General features: G+C 49.4%; 15 protein-coding genes. 3 read left to right on the forward strand and 12 right to left on the reverse strand.

What is annotated here, in order from left to right:
* Positions 1–33: 33 nt before the first annotated feature.
* Complete coding sequence (locus tag L6468_RS11515; protein WP_237793349.1) at positions 34–1470, reverse strand: M6 family metalloprotease domain-containing protein; 1437 nt, start codon at positions 1468–1470, stop codon at positions 34–36.
* 417 nt (positions 1471–1887) lie between these two features.
* On the opposite strand from L6468_RS11515, the gene L6468_RS11520 reads away from it, so the two are divergent.
* From L6468_RS11520 to L6468_RS11530, 3 genes are read left to right on the forward strand one after another with little or no spacing between them, the layout of a single operon-like run.
* The gene (locus L6468_RS11520; RefSeq protein WP_237793350.1) at positions 1888–2433 is read left to right on the forward strand and encodes a glutathione peroxidase; all 546 of its coding nucleotides are present in this window, start codon (positions 1888–1890) and stop codon (positions 2431–2433) included.
* Positions 2434–2463: 30 nt separating this feature from the next.
* Positions 2464–2913: a MarR family winged helix-turn-helix transcriptional regulator gene (locus L6468_RS11525; protein WP_431356505.1), complete on the forward strand. Its 450-nt coding sequence runs from the start codon at positions 2464–2466 to the stop codon at positions 2911–2913.
* 3 nt (positions 2914–2916) lie between these two features.
* Entirely contained in the window at positions 2917–3618 is a 702-nt protein-coding gene (locus tag L6468_RS11530) for a 4Fe-4S binding protein (RefSeq protein ID WP_237793351.1), read from the forward strand.
* Here L6468_RS11530 and L6468_RS11535 read toward each other — a convergent pair.
* From L6468_RS11535 to L6468_RS11585, 11 genes are all read right to left on the reverse strand, one after another.
* Complete coding sequence (locus L6468_RS11535; RefSeq protein ID WP_237793352.1) at positions 3607–4065, reverse strand: low molecular weight protein-tyrosine-phosphatase; 459 nt, start codon at positions 4063–4065, stop codon at positions 3607–3609. The two genes, L6468_RS11530 and L6468_RS11535, sit on opposite strands and share 12 nt — an antisense overlap.
* 23 nt (positions 4066–4088) lie before the next feature.
* Positions 4089–4880, reverse strand: a complete 792-nt coding sequence (locus L6468_RS11540; RefSeq protein ID WP_091853815.1) for an SDR family NAD(P)-dependent oxidoreductase — start codon at positions 4878–4880, stop codon at positions 4089–4091.
* Between the two features lie 90 nt (positions 4881–4970).
* Entirely contained in the window at positions 4971–5825 is an 855-nt protein-coding gene (locus L6468_RS11545; protein WP_237793353.1) for a DUF4249 family protein, read from the reverse strand.
* Positions 5826–5828: 3 nt separating this feature from the next.
* Positions 5829–7922, reverse strand: a complete 2094-nt coding sequence (locus L6468_RS11550) for a TonB-dependent receptor plug domain-containing protein (protein ID WP_237793354.1) — start codon at positions 7920–7922, stop codon at positions 5829–5831.
* A gap of 1 nt (position 7923) precedes the next feature.
* Complete coding sequence (locus L6468_RS11555; RefSeq protein WP_237793355.1) at positions 7924–8460, reverse strand: flavodoxin family protein; 537 nt, start codon at positions 8458–8460, stop codon at positions 7924–7926.
* Positions 8461–9391: 931 nt separating this feature from the next.
* Positions 9392–10102 carry an alpha/beta hydrolase gene (locus tag L6468_RS11560; protein WP_237793356.1) on the reverse strand — a complete coding sequence of 237 codons (711 nt, stop codon included), beginning with the start codon at positions 10100–10102 and terminating at the stop codon, positions 9392–9394.
* Positions 10095–10379 (reverse strand): putative quinol monooxygenase, encoded by a 285-nt coding sequence (locus tag L6468_RS11565; protein WP_237793357.1) that lies wholly within the window; start codon positions 10377–10379, stop codon positions 10095–10097. Before L6468_RS11565 ends, L6468_RS11560 begins: the two co-directional genes overlap by 8 nt.
* A gap of 119 nt (positions 10380–10498) precedes the next feature.
* Positions 10499–11071: a flavodoxin family protein gene (locus L6468_RS11570; RefSeq protein WP_237793358.1), complete on the reverse strand. Its 573-nt coding sequence runs from the start codon at positions 11069–11071 to the stop codon at positions 10499–10501.
* Positions 11068–11556 carry a cysteine hydrolase family protein gene (locus L6468_RS11575; protein ID WP_237793359.1) on the reverse strand — a complete coding sequence of 163 codons (489 nt, stop codon included), beginning with the start codon at positions 11554–11556 and terminating at the stop codon, positions 11068–11070. Before L6468_RS11575 ends, L6468_RS11570 begins: the two co-directional genes overlap by 4 nt.
* Before the next feature lie 319 nt (positions 11557–11875).
* Entirely contained in the window at positions 11876–12475 is a 600-nt protein-coding gene (locus L6468_RS11580) for an alpha/beta hydrolase family protein (RefSeq protein ID WP_237793360.1), read from the reverse strand.
* Complete coding sequence (locus L6468_RS11585; protein WP_255779520.1) at positions 12476–12913, reverse strand: pyridoxamine 5'-phosphate oxidase family protein; 438 nt, start codon at positions 12911–12913, stop codon at positions 12476–12478.
* Between the last annotated feature and the right edge of the window lie 16 nt (positions 12914–12929).

A 12929-nucleotide genomic window follows, 5' to 3' on the forward strand; every position in this document is an offset into this window, starting at 1 on the left:
CTAAAAATAGGTGTTTTCACGAACTGAAAGGGACTATCGCCTAGCGCTGATTTTCTTTCGTACATGTCCCTGGGCATCGCGTACAACGTCCACCATACCCAAGCGGCAGAGCACCTCGGGAGCCGTTTCAGCAATCAACTCACCCACCCCTGTGGTTGAAGACATGCTGAAGGAAAAAGATGCCAGTCCACCTGTGACAGTCATATCCGTAATCGGCTTAGACATCAGTCTGCTGCCATCAATATTCAAATTATTCAGTTTGGCGGCAGGCGTCGATGTGTTGGTCAACTGGTTTGTATCGCCATAAGGATAGGCCCAGTCACTGAACAGACTGGCACTATTGTTAGCGTAGAACAGTTCGTAGCGTCTGACGAAATAACTATTGGGACTTGCTGTCGTACTGGTCCACAAGGAGGGGTCATAGTCTATGTGGAACACGAGGATACCACTACCCGGAATTTCAGCATCCCAGCCAATGGGCTGACGATTCTCTATGATGTAGTACTCATTCTCACAACCTTCGTTGCGAACAAGATAGGCTCTGCCCTCTTCTGCCAATGCCGGAATGTCGTTAATGGCCGCGGGCTCCGTCAGTTCTATAGGCGTGACCCATCCCATCAGCCAGCGCTCGTGAGCAGAAAAGCCTGCAGGCACATAACCCTTGCCATTATAGTTGCCACTGCCCATCAGGTCCCAATTACCTACCAGTCCCTTTACAGAACCACTATAGAAATCGGGCATACCAAAGCAATGGGTATATTCATGACAGATAGTACCAAAAGGACTGTACCCCTCTCTGGCACTAAGTTCGTTGAGTGCACAGTAGCAGTCAATCTGGTAGTTCTTGTCACCAGCCGAGACAGTCAGAGCATTGCGATAGCTGCCTCTCTTGCCATCCTTCAGATGTTCGCTCATCCACCACTGGTGAGGCCATATCAAGTTTGAATCTTTCGACTCGTTCATGCCGTAACCAGGATAGATGATGAGCAGTTGGTTGATATAGCCATCGTCATTCCAGTCGTACTTTGCCCAGTCAATGTCGCGCTTCTTCAACTCGTCCACGATATCGTCGACCAAAAACTGCGAGTTCTCGTCGTCGTACGCATTACTGGCATAGCGCTCGGCATTGCCGCTAACCTGAATATACTCCAAGTCGAAAGTCAGGTTGAACTTGCCGTAGCTCTGATCCATGAAATAATCGTGTACAGAACCTACGAAAGAGCCTTCATGGTAGTTCTCCGCATTGAAAATCTTGTTCCATTTCTCTAGCGCTGCCGACTGACCATCCTGAAACTGACGGTCGTTGAAATTCACTAAGATAGTCAACTGATGGCGCTCGCCGTGATAGTAATCTCCACCTGGAATCCTTTGCTTGTCATCTGTTCTCCGAAAAAGACTACTCTGCTCACGCGGAGTGCCCCGCCGACATACCCGGGAGGAAACAATCTCTTGTGCTACTGCTGTTATCATACACAATAGCATCATACATAATAATAACAATCTAATGTGTTTCATTGTGATTAGTTTTATAGAATATAGTTAGAACAATAAGATAATGTAGTGAGTGCAAAAGTAACAAAAAAGATAAGAATCATGCGTAATCTTTTCTTAAAAATATTTAAATTGCATCATTACGGAATTAGAAATCAATACTTCGTCCATAAAATACAGGAAAAATCATCATTGTCATAGATCATAATTACAGCGAATAGAAGAGACTCTCTATCGTATTATCTTATAGAAATATCGCAGGCGACATATTGTTAAACTACCTTAAAGTTTAAGGTAAATCGCTTGCGATATAACTTTTTATTCATACCTTTGCATCGTGAACGATATAAATCACATAAATAACAGTTGATTTTCCAACACAAAACATTATTATATATGGCAAAGATTTATGATTTCAAGGCTCAGACGAGCAAAGGCAAGGAACTGGATTTCGCTCAGTTCGAGGGTAAGGTGCTGCTGATAGTCAACACAGCCAGCAAGTGCGGATTCACACCCCAGTTTGCAGGACTGGAGGAGATGAACCAGAAGTACAAGGACAAGGGACTGGTGATTATCGGTTTTCCCTGCAACCAGTTCAAGGAGCAGGATCCTGAGGGCGACGACAAGATTGAGGAGTTCTGCCAACTGAACTACGGCGTGACCTTCCAGATTATGAAAAAGGGCGACGTCAACGGTCCTGATGCCCAGCCCATCTTTGAGTATCTGAAAGCGCAGGCTCCCACCGAGGAGTACAAAGGTCTGAAGGCCAAAGCCGCCAAGACCCTCTTCAAGGCTATCAGCAAGAGCGTGGAGAAGGACAGCGACATCAAGTGGAACTTCACCAAGTTCCTCATCTCTAAGGACGGCGAGACCATCAAGCGCTATGCGCCTACCACAGAGCCCAAGGACTTTGAGAAGGACGTGGAAGCCATGTTGGCTTAATTGACAATTGACAATTGAGAATTGAAAATTATGCACGCAGAATTACAGCTTGACAAACAGATATGCTTCCGTCTCTATACGGCGGCACGTCTGATTACCCAGGCCTACACGCCGTTGCTGAACGAGTTGGGTATCACCTATCCGCAGTACCTGGTGCTGATGGTGCTCTGGGAACAGGATTCGCAACCCGTGAACGACATCGCCCACCGGCTGTTGCTCGAGACGAACACCGTCACTCCCCTACTCCAGCGCATGGAGAAACTGGGCATTGTGGTTCGTAAGCGCGGCAAGGAGGACAAGCGCCAGCAGATAGTATCGCTGACGGAAAAAGGCAAGGCGATGGAAGAACAGGCATATGCCATCATCCCTGCTGGCATGGGTAAAGAGTTGCGCGCCTGCCCCTTCCAACTGGACGACTATGTCAAGTTTGCCAGCGAACTCGACACTATTATTGAAACACTAAAGAATAAAGAGAAATAAATTTTGGCACAAAAACGATTCCATAGATATTTCAAGACACCAGGACTGCCGCTCTACTGGATCATCATCGCCTACATCATCATTGGGTGGTTCTTTCCCGTGATAGGTCTGTTGGCACTCATCTGTATGATTGGTCCCGTGGTGACGAGCATCTACAAGGGACGCTGGTGGTGCGGACACGTATGTCCCCGCGGTAATATGTACGACCGGCTGCTGTCAAAGTACTCACCCCATCGCGAGATACCCAGATTCGTGCGCACCTTCGGATTCCGCTTGTTTATGGTGTTCTTCATCTTCGGCATGTTCGGCATCCAACTGACATTCACCGTGCCCTGGAGTGAGGGCGGACTGGCCATGTGGAGCGGCATAGGACGCGTATTCTGGACGATTATCGTGATGACCACCATCGTAGGCATTATCCTGTCGTTCATCTACGCCCCACGCACCTGGTGCTCGTTCTGTCCCATGGGAACCATCTCCAACTGGGTAGCACCCAAGAAGGCGCCGATGCCCAAGGCATTCACCAATATCCACGTGTCGAGTGCCTGTCAGATGAAATGCAAGAGTTGTGCGCGCGTCTGTCCGATGCAACTCACCCCCTACGATTCCCGCGGACAGGAAGCCGGCTATCTGCATCCCGACTGTATCAAGTGCAGCAAGTGTACACTAGCCTGTCCCTCGAAGATTATGACATTAAGACATTAATTGTGAGAGCAACGCCTCACAACCTTCAAGTACATCGCGCCAGGTGGCTTCGAAGTCGCCCGTATACCACGGGTCGGCTACGTCACCTGGCCGATTTGTATAATCCATCAGCATACGGATTTTTCCCTCAGGGTCGCCCCCGCTGATGGCACGCATATTACGGATATTCCAACTGTCCATACCTATCAGCAGGTCGTAGCGGCCGTAGTCCAGACGCGTCATCTGTCGGGCCGTCTTGCCCTGACAACTGATACCGTGCTCAGCCAGTTTTCTGCGGGCAGGCGGATAGACGCTGTTGCCTATCTCCTCGGTCGAGGTGGCAGCCGACTCAATCAGGAAATGATCCTGAACGCCAGCCTTACATACGAGGTCCTTCATCACGAACTCAGCCATCGGACTGCGACAGATGTTGCCGTGACAAACAAAGAGTATTCTGTATTTCTCCATCGTATTCTTTCCTGAGGTCTCGCTTACTTCCTCACAATCACGCTACCGCTGGCCTGATGGGTGGCCAGAATCAGCACCTCGGCAATCTGCACGTGCTCAGGCGCATTGGCAGCATAGACAGCCACGTCGGCAATATCATCGCCCGTAAGGGGTTTGATGCCTTTATAGACATTGGCAGCACGGTCGCTGTCGCCGTGGAAACGGATATTACTGAAGTTGGTCTCTACCAGTCCGGGCTTCAGGTTGGTCACGCGCACGGCAGTATTGGCCACATCGATGCGCAGTCCGTCGGAGAGCGCTTTCACGGCAGCCTTCGTAGCGCAATACACGTTGCCACCAGCATAGGCAGCATCGCCAGCCACCGAACCGATATTGATGATGTGTCCGCTATTGCGTGCCACCATACCAGGCACCACCAGACGCGTCATCGTGAGCAGCCCCTTGATATTGGTGTCGATCATCGTCTCCCAGTCGTCGGGGTTGCCCTCATACTCAGGTTCCAGTCCCAGCGCCAGTCCGGCATTATTCACCAGCACGTCAATCTGCTGCCACTCTGCTGGCAGTTCCTGGATATACTTAGCAGCCTTCTCGCGGTCTCTCACGTCGAAAGCAAGCGTCAGCACTTCCGTATGCTTTGCATCCGTTTCCTCATTTATATTGCCGCAGGCGCTTTCCGTCAAAGCCTTTCGGATTTCATTCAGACGGTGTTCGTTTCTTCCCGTCAGAATCAGTCTGTCACCATTTGCAGCGAACTTCTTTGCACAGGCGAGTCCTATTCCGCTTGTCGCACCTGTTATCAATACTACCTTATTCATAAAAAGCGATTATAGTTTTTGTTTCGGAGTACAAAAATACGAAAAAAATGAGTGACAGCATCATTCCTGTCGATTTTTTTGCATTTTTTTTCATTCGCTGACGGCGGCGCGGTTGAACACGATGGTATCCGAACGGGTGATGGAACCAGCGGCAAAGTAGCCCATACAGCCACCCGTGATATTGCTGCGCGGATTGGCGCCGTGATGCTGTCCCCTGCCCAACTGATACAGATAGTCGTACACCTTGGGATCTACGGTCATCAACGTCACGCACACGCTGTCGCCATCGTAGAGGATACGCTTCCAGTTCTCCTCCTTGTCATCATCCATATCCTTTTCGCTGACGAGCATCCAGTCCAGGAAAATCTGGCCCGGCGGACAGCCGCGGTCGTCCATCAGGTCCCAACTGTAGGGAGCCGTCTGGCGTGTGTTCTCCAGATGCGGATGGTGCGAGATACGATGCATCCTGATCCAGAAATAATTACGCACGTCGGGTTCCGGGTCCACGCCCCACAATTCGAAGCAGAGCATACGCTGCCCCATCATCGTGACCCACGAGAACTCTGACGATGTGACAGGGGCGGCGGCAGGCATCGTGGCCGAAGCCTCGTAGTGCTGTCCCTCGAAATCAACCTGCATCTGATAGGTCTTCCCTACCTCGCCAGCGACAGGCGAATAGTAGCAGTCGGCCGCAGCGTCGTAGGTCAGTGGCGTCGACGTGACGCCATCAGTCATCACGACATCAGCACCAGGCAGACAATGCGCATGAACAGAGTCAGTCACGGCGCGGGTGCGACTGATAACGACCGTACGGCCCTCGTTGGTCACCTTACCCTCAATCACCACCACAGGCGCCTCATCACGGAATTCAAAGTCAATCTCCTTGGTGCAGGCCGTCAGGGCCGCTACACAAATAATGATGATGATATATATTGCTTTTTTCATCTCTTAATATTTTAGGGTGAACGATACAGAGGGCACAATACCAAAGAGCGAGGTCTGCTCTACCTTGGTGCCCGAGGCCTTCTTGTCATCGTTGGTAAAGCGGATGACATAGGGATTGTAGCGGTTGTAGGCATTGTATACGCCAAACGACCAGATATGGGTCGCCTTACCGTGCTTACGGGTGTAGCTGGCGCTGAGGTCCAGGCGGTGGCAGGCAGGCGCGCGATAGCCGTTGCGCTCGCTATAGGAGAAGAACGTAGAGCCGTCCATATCATACTTAGCCGACGGGGCGCTCAGGGCCTGACCCGTGTTGTAATGCCAGGTAGCAGCCAGGTCCCACGCAGGCGACAGCTGGTACATGCCCACGATGGAGAGGTCGTGGCGACGGTCGTTGGACGCCGTGTACCAGCGTCCGCCGTTGATACCCTCAATCTTGTTTTCCGACCACGCCAGCGTGTAGGATATCCATCCCGTCAAAGGACCGTTGTTCTTATGGGCACAGAGCTCCAGTCCGTAGGCGCGTCCCTTACCGCCCAGGATGAGTCGTTCCACCTCTATCTCCGAGTAGAAGAGTTTGCCGTCGCGATAGTCATACACATTGCGTATGGTCTTATAATAGGTCTCGGCCGAGAAGTCGTAGGCGCCATCCCTGGTCACACCCGTCCAGCCCAGCGACACCTGGTCGGCCTGCTCGGGCTTCACGATATTACTCGACATGAGGTAGCGACTGAACGGCATCGACATCGACCCGTTGTTCAGGGCATGCACATCCTGCGACGTGCGACTGTAGCCTATCTTCAGATTGTGCTGGTCATTAAGACTGATCTTGGCGCTGAGGCGCGGCTCTATGTCGGCATAGGTCTTCACGATATGCGTGCTGCCAGGGTTGGTGGTTTCGGTGATGTTGCCGTCGGCATCAATCTGATAGTAAGGCGCGCCACCCAGGGCCGAGAAGAGGTGCAGACGGGCACCGGCCTGCAACTGCAGGGCTGGACTGATTTTCCAGTCGTCGCCAATCCACAGGGCTCCCGTCAGGGCATTACGCTTCTCGCACTCGTGGAGCAGCACCATATCCCATTCGGCCGACTTCACCTGCAGGTAGGTAGCCTCCAGTCCGTAGTTCACGTGATGGCGGTCGCTGAGCATCCACGTCTGCTGATGGTTCAGCGTGGCATGACGGATAAAGCCCTTCGACGTATAGTCCATGCTCATCACGTTCATACCGATATTGCTACTGAAGTCGCTGTATATCAAGCGGGTATTGGCATAATGACCGTCGTGGAACGTATGCAGCCAGTTGGCCGCAGCGGCCGTATTACCCCATTTCATGTACATCATATCCTCCAGTCCCATATTGTCGAAACCATGGAAGAACGAGAGTGACAGCACATCTTTCTGCGTCAGGTGGAAATTCAGGCGCACGTTGGCATCATAGAAATGCATCGTGTTGTTCTTGTAATCATCGGAAGCCTTCAGAAACAGGTCCAGATACGAGCGTCGGCCAGAGACGAGGAATGACGACTTGCCATCCTGCATGGGGCCCTCGGCCATCACCTTTGCCGACAACAGACCGATGGTGCCGCCAAAATGATAGTCGTGCATGTCGCCCGAGCGCGTGCTGATGTCGAAGACGGATGAAGAGCCGCCACCAAACTGTGCCGGCACCATACCTTTATATAATGCGCCACTCATCAGGGCGTCATCGTTGAACGTAGAGAAGAGGCCCATCAGGTGACCGGCATTATAGACCGTGGCACCATCAAGGAGTATCAGGTTCTGGGCAGCCGTACCGCCGCGTACCTGATAACCGCCCGAGCCTTCGCTCTCGCTCTTCACGCCGGGCAACAGTTGCAGACTTTTGATGATATCTTTTTCGCCAAAGAGCTGGGGCACCTTGGCCAGCGTGGCTATCTCCACTTTCTCCACGCCAATCTGTACCTCGTCCACGCGTTTCTGCGCCGAACGTGAGGTAACGGTCACTTCCTGCAGCGTCTTCTCTCGCGCTATATCGGGCTCTTCCTGACCCATGCAGGGAAGTGGTGCCACGGCCACCGCCGCAGCTGCTATCCTAAAAACCAACTTTCTTACCTTTTTCATCCTATTGTAATGATTTTCCTAATTCAAATGCCTCGTTCAAGGCATCGGTATTTTTAATGTCGCCTTTATCCTTAGCGCCACGAACCAACACGCGACCGGCATCCTCCAGCTTGAAGAAGTTCAGGCAGAGCTGGTATTGCGCGAGGATGCTGTCAAAGAGTTCGGGAAGCGTGGCGGCACCAACAAGCAGCAGCGCCATCTTCTTGATGGGGAACGTATCCCTGATGGGGTTATGACAGCGGTCGATGACGGCCTTCAGCTGTGCACTCAATCCGTAGAAATATACAGGCGATGCTATCACGAGCATATCGGCATGAGTCATCTTATCGTAGATAGTCTGCATATCGTCCTTCTGCACACAAGTATTATCTTTGCTCTTGAAACAGGCGTTGCACCCCATGCAGGGATTGACCTTGTAATCGTGAACAGAGACAATCTCTACATGGTGCTTCTGCGAGGCACCTTTGACGAATGCCTCAACCAGCAAATCCGTATTGCCGCCCTTCCGGGGGCTTCCTGAGAGAATCAGTATATTCATATTCAAAACATTTTTCTGTTTGACGCTGCAAAGTTACATATTGTTACGGGGATTACCAAACATTTGGGATAAACAGCACGAATTTGTGACGAATGGACGGATATTGAGATAACTAATGGCGTAATGAAGCGAGTATACATTGTTCATCGTTTTGAAATGCGTTTCAATTTGAGTATAGACGAACGGTAGTTTGCGTATAGGCACACAATCATTTGGGTATAGGCCAACGATAGAAAGGTGCCGTTTTTCTCCCTGTTACCCTTAGGCTTTCTCCCTGCGAACCATAATGTTTCCCCTGCGAGGCCTAATATCCGACAGCAAAAGCGGTTACGGTTACAACTGTAACCATGTAACCGCAGAGGTAAAAAGAACAACTACAAAAATGTCATATTATACTGATATTTAGCTGCTTACAATAACGCATAATAGTCAAAACAACAAAACTGGTTACATGGTTACAGCTGTAACCATGTAACCAGTTTCCATTGTCCTAACTCGAACGCCTCGTTCAAAGCTTTGTTATTCTGAAAGTACAGCGGTCGCTTCCCTTGAGAATCGTATTCTCAATCCGAACCTCGAAATGGCTATCTGGTTCAAGTTGCGACAAGATATATAGGATGCTCTGTCGTGAGCACTCACATTGCTGCGGATGGTTTCTCAGCCCACATTTTACTTTAGGGCACGTACATTCCAGATAACTCAGTTCATAAATCTTTCCTGGCTCAATCACCCTACCCGTATAGGACTTGCTGTTGTACCCTTCCGTATAGATCCTGTCAAAATCCCCATTATACTTGGCATATATTTGCTTATGTATCTGGAGAACATGATCCTTTACACATTCGATGGCTTCTTCTCTATAGCATGCAATCATTTCATTCATATAGTGTTTATTGTCTTTTATTGTTCCAGCATTACTCATAATCTACTTTTATTTAGCATAAAACATAAGATATTCCTCCAAATGGGCTTTGATATAATCAATGGTATGATGTCCTTCGTTTAAATGATTCTGAACCTGAGCGCCACGGGCTGCCAATCTTTCTGCCAGTTGCGCACATCCTCGATAGAAACCACCTTCATCTTCGTTGCCCGCATCAAGATAAAACTCGATTTTAGTTGGCAGAGAGTGTTTTTCGGCCAAAAAGAGCGGATTGTTTGCCGCCCATTGTTCGCGTGTGCCGAAATAATGCAGGTCTTCATCATCCAGTTGCTCGTCTATGGCAGGCATATGACCACCCACACGCTCAAACATCGTAGGATGTCGCAATGCGTAATTCAGGGCGATGTAACCGCCTGCCGAGCAACCGCCAATATAGCGTTTACGTGTTTTGTACTGCTGCTCTACATGTGACAAAACTTCATCAAAGAAATAATCCTCGTAGGCGTTTAGCCCCAAAGCATCTTCCATTCTCGGACAGGCAATTAGTATCGGGTGCATTCTCCCGTCGGCAATCATCTTGTCAGCGACAGCCTGTATATCAAGTGCATGGATAATATTCTCGTCACCGTTACGTCCGTGCATGAAATAAAGCGTAGGCAACCCCTCCGTAAAGTCAGCAGGCACATAGACCTTCATTGCCATCGCTTTCCCAAGTACCTTGCTTTGTATTTCTATCGTGTCTATTTTTGAATTATTCATACTCAAATATCTTAAGATCTTTATTGCCAACGATGAGCTGCTTGATTCTTGGCATAATGGTGGTGTAGTGCTGGCTGGCGACATGAGCCTTGAAGGCATCATTATCAAGCCAAGTCTCGCAAAACAACAGGCATGTTGGAGTACTACCCTGAAAAAGGTCGTAAGAGAGGTTGCCCTCTTCTAAACGCGATTGCTCAATAAGTTGCCGTGCCATCTGCTTTACCAGCTGGGCATCAGCCTCATCCTTTACATTAAACATACTATTAATTCTTACCATCGCAGTATTTTTTTTACTATTTCTTTTTCATCATACCTTCAAAAATACCATTCACGGTCTTGACGAATGCTTCGGCAGGGATTGATGTTGAGACCAATGGTTGTTCAAACACTTTCATTTTAACTAAGTCTTTCAATTGCCTTGCGGCATTTTTGTTTGTCTTTGTCTGTGAGTTCAGGATGCATTGCTGTGCCACCGCGCTCGATGGTGCCTACAATCTTAAATCCCGCATAGCGGGCGATTTCACGCATGGCGCGGATGGCGCCGCGCGATTGCTTGAACAGGATGTTCCAAGGCCAGGGCGTGGTGCAGGTGCTGATGAGGATACACTTCTTGCCTTTCATCAGCGGCTCTGGAAAGCGTGGGGTGTCGCGCATCATTCCATAGACTTGACGGTCGAACATCAGCTTCATCTGTCCTGGGATGTTGCCCCAGTAGCAGGGCGCACCCATGATGATGGCATCGGCCTGCTGCATCATCTGCAGCACCCGCTGCGAATCGTCCTCAGCAAGTACACATTTCTCCTTCGTGCGGCAGGCCATACAGCCGATACAGGGCTTCACGGTCAGGTCGTTGGTATACACCATCTCCACCGTGTCGCCTCGTTTTTCCGCTTCCTCGCGCATGATGCCAAGCATCTGCGATATCAGTCCCTTCTTACGAGGACTTCCGTTTATGATTAGGATATTCATTTGTATTCTACAAGTTTCTTCACCTCACAGCCTTTGCTTTCGTAATAGGCGAGCATCTCTGGGAGCTTCTTCAGGTCATAACTGGTGACGCAGTCTGAGAGGACATGCACCGTGAAGCCTGCCTTGGCCATATTGAAACACGTCGATTTCACGCAGCCTGTAGCATCCGCGCCAGCTACGTAGAACTCATTGATGCCGTTCGCAGCGATGAAAGCAGAAAACGCCTCGCTTGTAAGGGCGTTGCTTTTCGTCTTTACGAAGATATTGTCTGACACGACCTTCATCTCAGGTACCAGTTCTTCGCCCTTGCTACCTGGCTTGAACGTTCTCGTAGCAGCGGTGATGTTATTGTGTTTGATATATACCACGTGCATATCCTCTGCCGTAGCCCATTCGATGGCGGCATTGATGTTATCGATAATGTCACGATAGTGTTTGGTGATATCATTCTGAATGTCGATAACGACAAGTGCTTTGTTGTTCATCTTATTATTCTTTTTTGTTTTCAATTATAAAATTACGATTACTCAATGACGAAACTTCTTGATTTGACGTATTAAGTTTGACGCCACAAAAGTACACATTGTTGCAGATAGCACCAAATTTCTGGGATAAACAGCATCAATTTGTGACGAATGGGGTGCAGGTTTCGCCTGTGGGAACGAAACCACACTTTTCCATTACTCTACCAGAAGCAGGATTATCTACAAAGTGGCCGCTAATGAGCGATTTGATGTCTGTTGTTTCTCCGCATCCGATTCGCGCCAAGGGCGCAATATGATACGATTTGTTTCCATTGTAATTCTATTCATTTGATATTATCGTTTTCTCTTCCCATGCTTTCAGGAAAGCAAGCTGTTCTGGCGTATGAAACCAATGTTCGCCATCAGGCATGATGGTGACCTGGCACTGATGCTGACTGATGAAGTCGTGTCCCACTTCGTCGCTGACAATCAAGTCCACTTCTGGGCGAAGGATGTAGGTAGGTGCAACCCAACTTGTAATTGGGTTATTAACAACCCACTCGTAATAGTCGTCCTCACGCTGTGGCATCAGTTCAATAAACCGCTTCATGTCAAGAATTGGTGAAACAAGCAACGCTTGCTCCACTTTCTTGCTCTGGAATGCCAGCAACGTAAACCACGAGCCTATGCTATTAGCACGAACAGATACCGATTGCCAATTATCATATAGATAATCACAAATATCGTTCAGCAAAGGCAGTACCTCCCAAGGCTTGCGCTCTACAGGCAGGTCGATACCCAAAACTTGATAACCTTTAGGCACAGCCACCTCTGCAAAGGCCAATGCCTCTTCCTTGCGTCCATGCAATCCATGCACATAAAGGAATACTTTGTCACTCTTTTCGCCAACGAGTATGACCGGTGCTTTATTGTTCATCATTTACTCAATTACAAAACTACGTGGATAAAAATCGCTATAGAAACGGCCATCGGTGGCGGTGAATTTCAAGACGCAGTAATTTGGATCGGTGACGCCACCTGGATAGTACTCTGTGTCGCCATCGCGCCAGATCATCTCTTTCGAGGCGGCATCCGTCAGTACCTCCATCGTACCTCTGAGCATCATGCCCTTAAATCCTTCGGCATCACAGAAATAGATGCTTGCCTTGGGGTTGGCCTTGTATTGAGCCACACGTATTGAGAATGTGTTGGTTGTAAAGTAGAAGGTTTTGATACCCTCACGTTTGCGTGGTTTCAACATGGCCTTGGTCCAAGGAAAGCCTTCCTGGTCTACTGACGAGATATAAGCGATGGGCAGAGTGTCGGCCATTTGTGCAATGAGTTCTTTAACACCGGCTAAAGCGGGATTTGCATTCATCGTTTCATCGTTATTC

It is taken from the genome of Prevotella communis, from assembly GCF_022024115.1.
GTDB classification, from domain to species: domain Bacteria; phylum Bacteroidota; class Bacteroidia; order Bacteroidales; family Bacteroidaceae; genus Prevotella; species Prevotella communis.

What these genes read in the sequence shown, in the direction of transcription:
- L6468_RS11575 (WP_237793359.1), bottom strand. Translation starts at nt 11,556, where the DNA reads ATGAACAACAAAGCACTTGTCGTTATCGACATTCAGAATGATATCACC.
- L6468_RS11520 (WP_237793350.1), top strand. Translation starts at nt 1,888, where the DNA reads ATGGCAAAGATTTATGATTTCAAGGCTCAGACGAGCAAAGGCAAGGAA.
- L6468_RS11535 (WP_237793352.1), bottom strand. Translation starts at nt 4,065, where the DNA reads ATGGAGAAATACAGAATACTCTTTGTTTGTCACGGCAACATCTGTCGC.
- L6468_RS11555 (WP_237793355.1), bottom strand. Translation starts at nt 8,460, where the DNA reads ATGAATATACTGATTCTCTCAGGAAGCCCCCGGAAGGGCGGCAATACG.
- L6468_RS11565 (WP_237793357.1), bottom strand. Translation starts at nt 10,379, where the DNA reads ATGGTAAGAATTAATAGTATGTTTAATGTAAAGGATGAGGCTGATGCC.
- L6468_RS11525 (WP_431356505.1), top strand. Translation starts at nt 2,464, where the DNA reads ATGCACGCAGAATTACAGCTTGACAAACAGATATGCTTCCGTCTCTAT.
- L6468_RS11545 (WP_237793353.1), bottom strand. Translation starts at nt 5,825, where the DNA reads ATGAAAAAAGCAATATATATCATCATCATTATTTGTGTAGCGGCCCTG.
- L6468_RS11570 (WP_237793358.1), bottom strand. Translation starts at nt 11,071, where the DNA reads ATGAATATCCTAATCATAAACGGAAGTCCTCGTAAGAAGGGACTGATA.
- L6468_RS11515 (WP_237793349.1), bottom strand. Translation starts at nt 1,470, where the DNA reads ATGATAACAGCAGTAGCACAAGAGATTGTTTCCTCCCGGGTATGTCGG.
- L6468_RS11540 (WP_091853815.1), bottom strand. Translation starts at nt 4,880, where the DNA reads ATGAATAAGGTAGTATTGATAACAGGTGCGACAAGCGGAATAGGACTC.
- L6468_RS11585 (WP_255779520.1), bottom strand. Translation starts at nt 12,913, where the DNA reads ATGAATGCAAATCCCGCTTTAGCCGGTGTTAAAGAACTCATTGCACAA.
- L6468_RS11550 (WP_237793354.1), bottom strand. Translation starts at nt 7,922, where the DNA reads ATGAAAAAGGTAAGAAAGTTGGTTTTTAGGATAGCAGCTGCGGCGGTG.
- L6468_RS11560 (WP_237793356.1), bottom strand. Translation starts at nt 10,102, where the DNA reads ATGAATAATTCAAAAATAGACACGATAGAAATACAAAGCAAGGTACTT.
- L6468_RS11580 (WP_237793360.1), bottom strand. Translation starts at nt 12,475, where the DNA reads ATGATGAACAATAAAGCACCGGTCATACTCGTTGGCGAAAAGAGTGAC.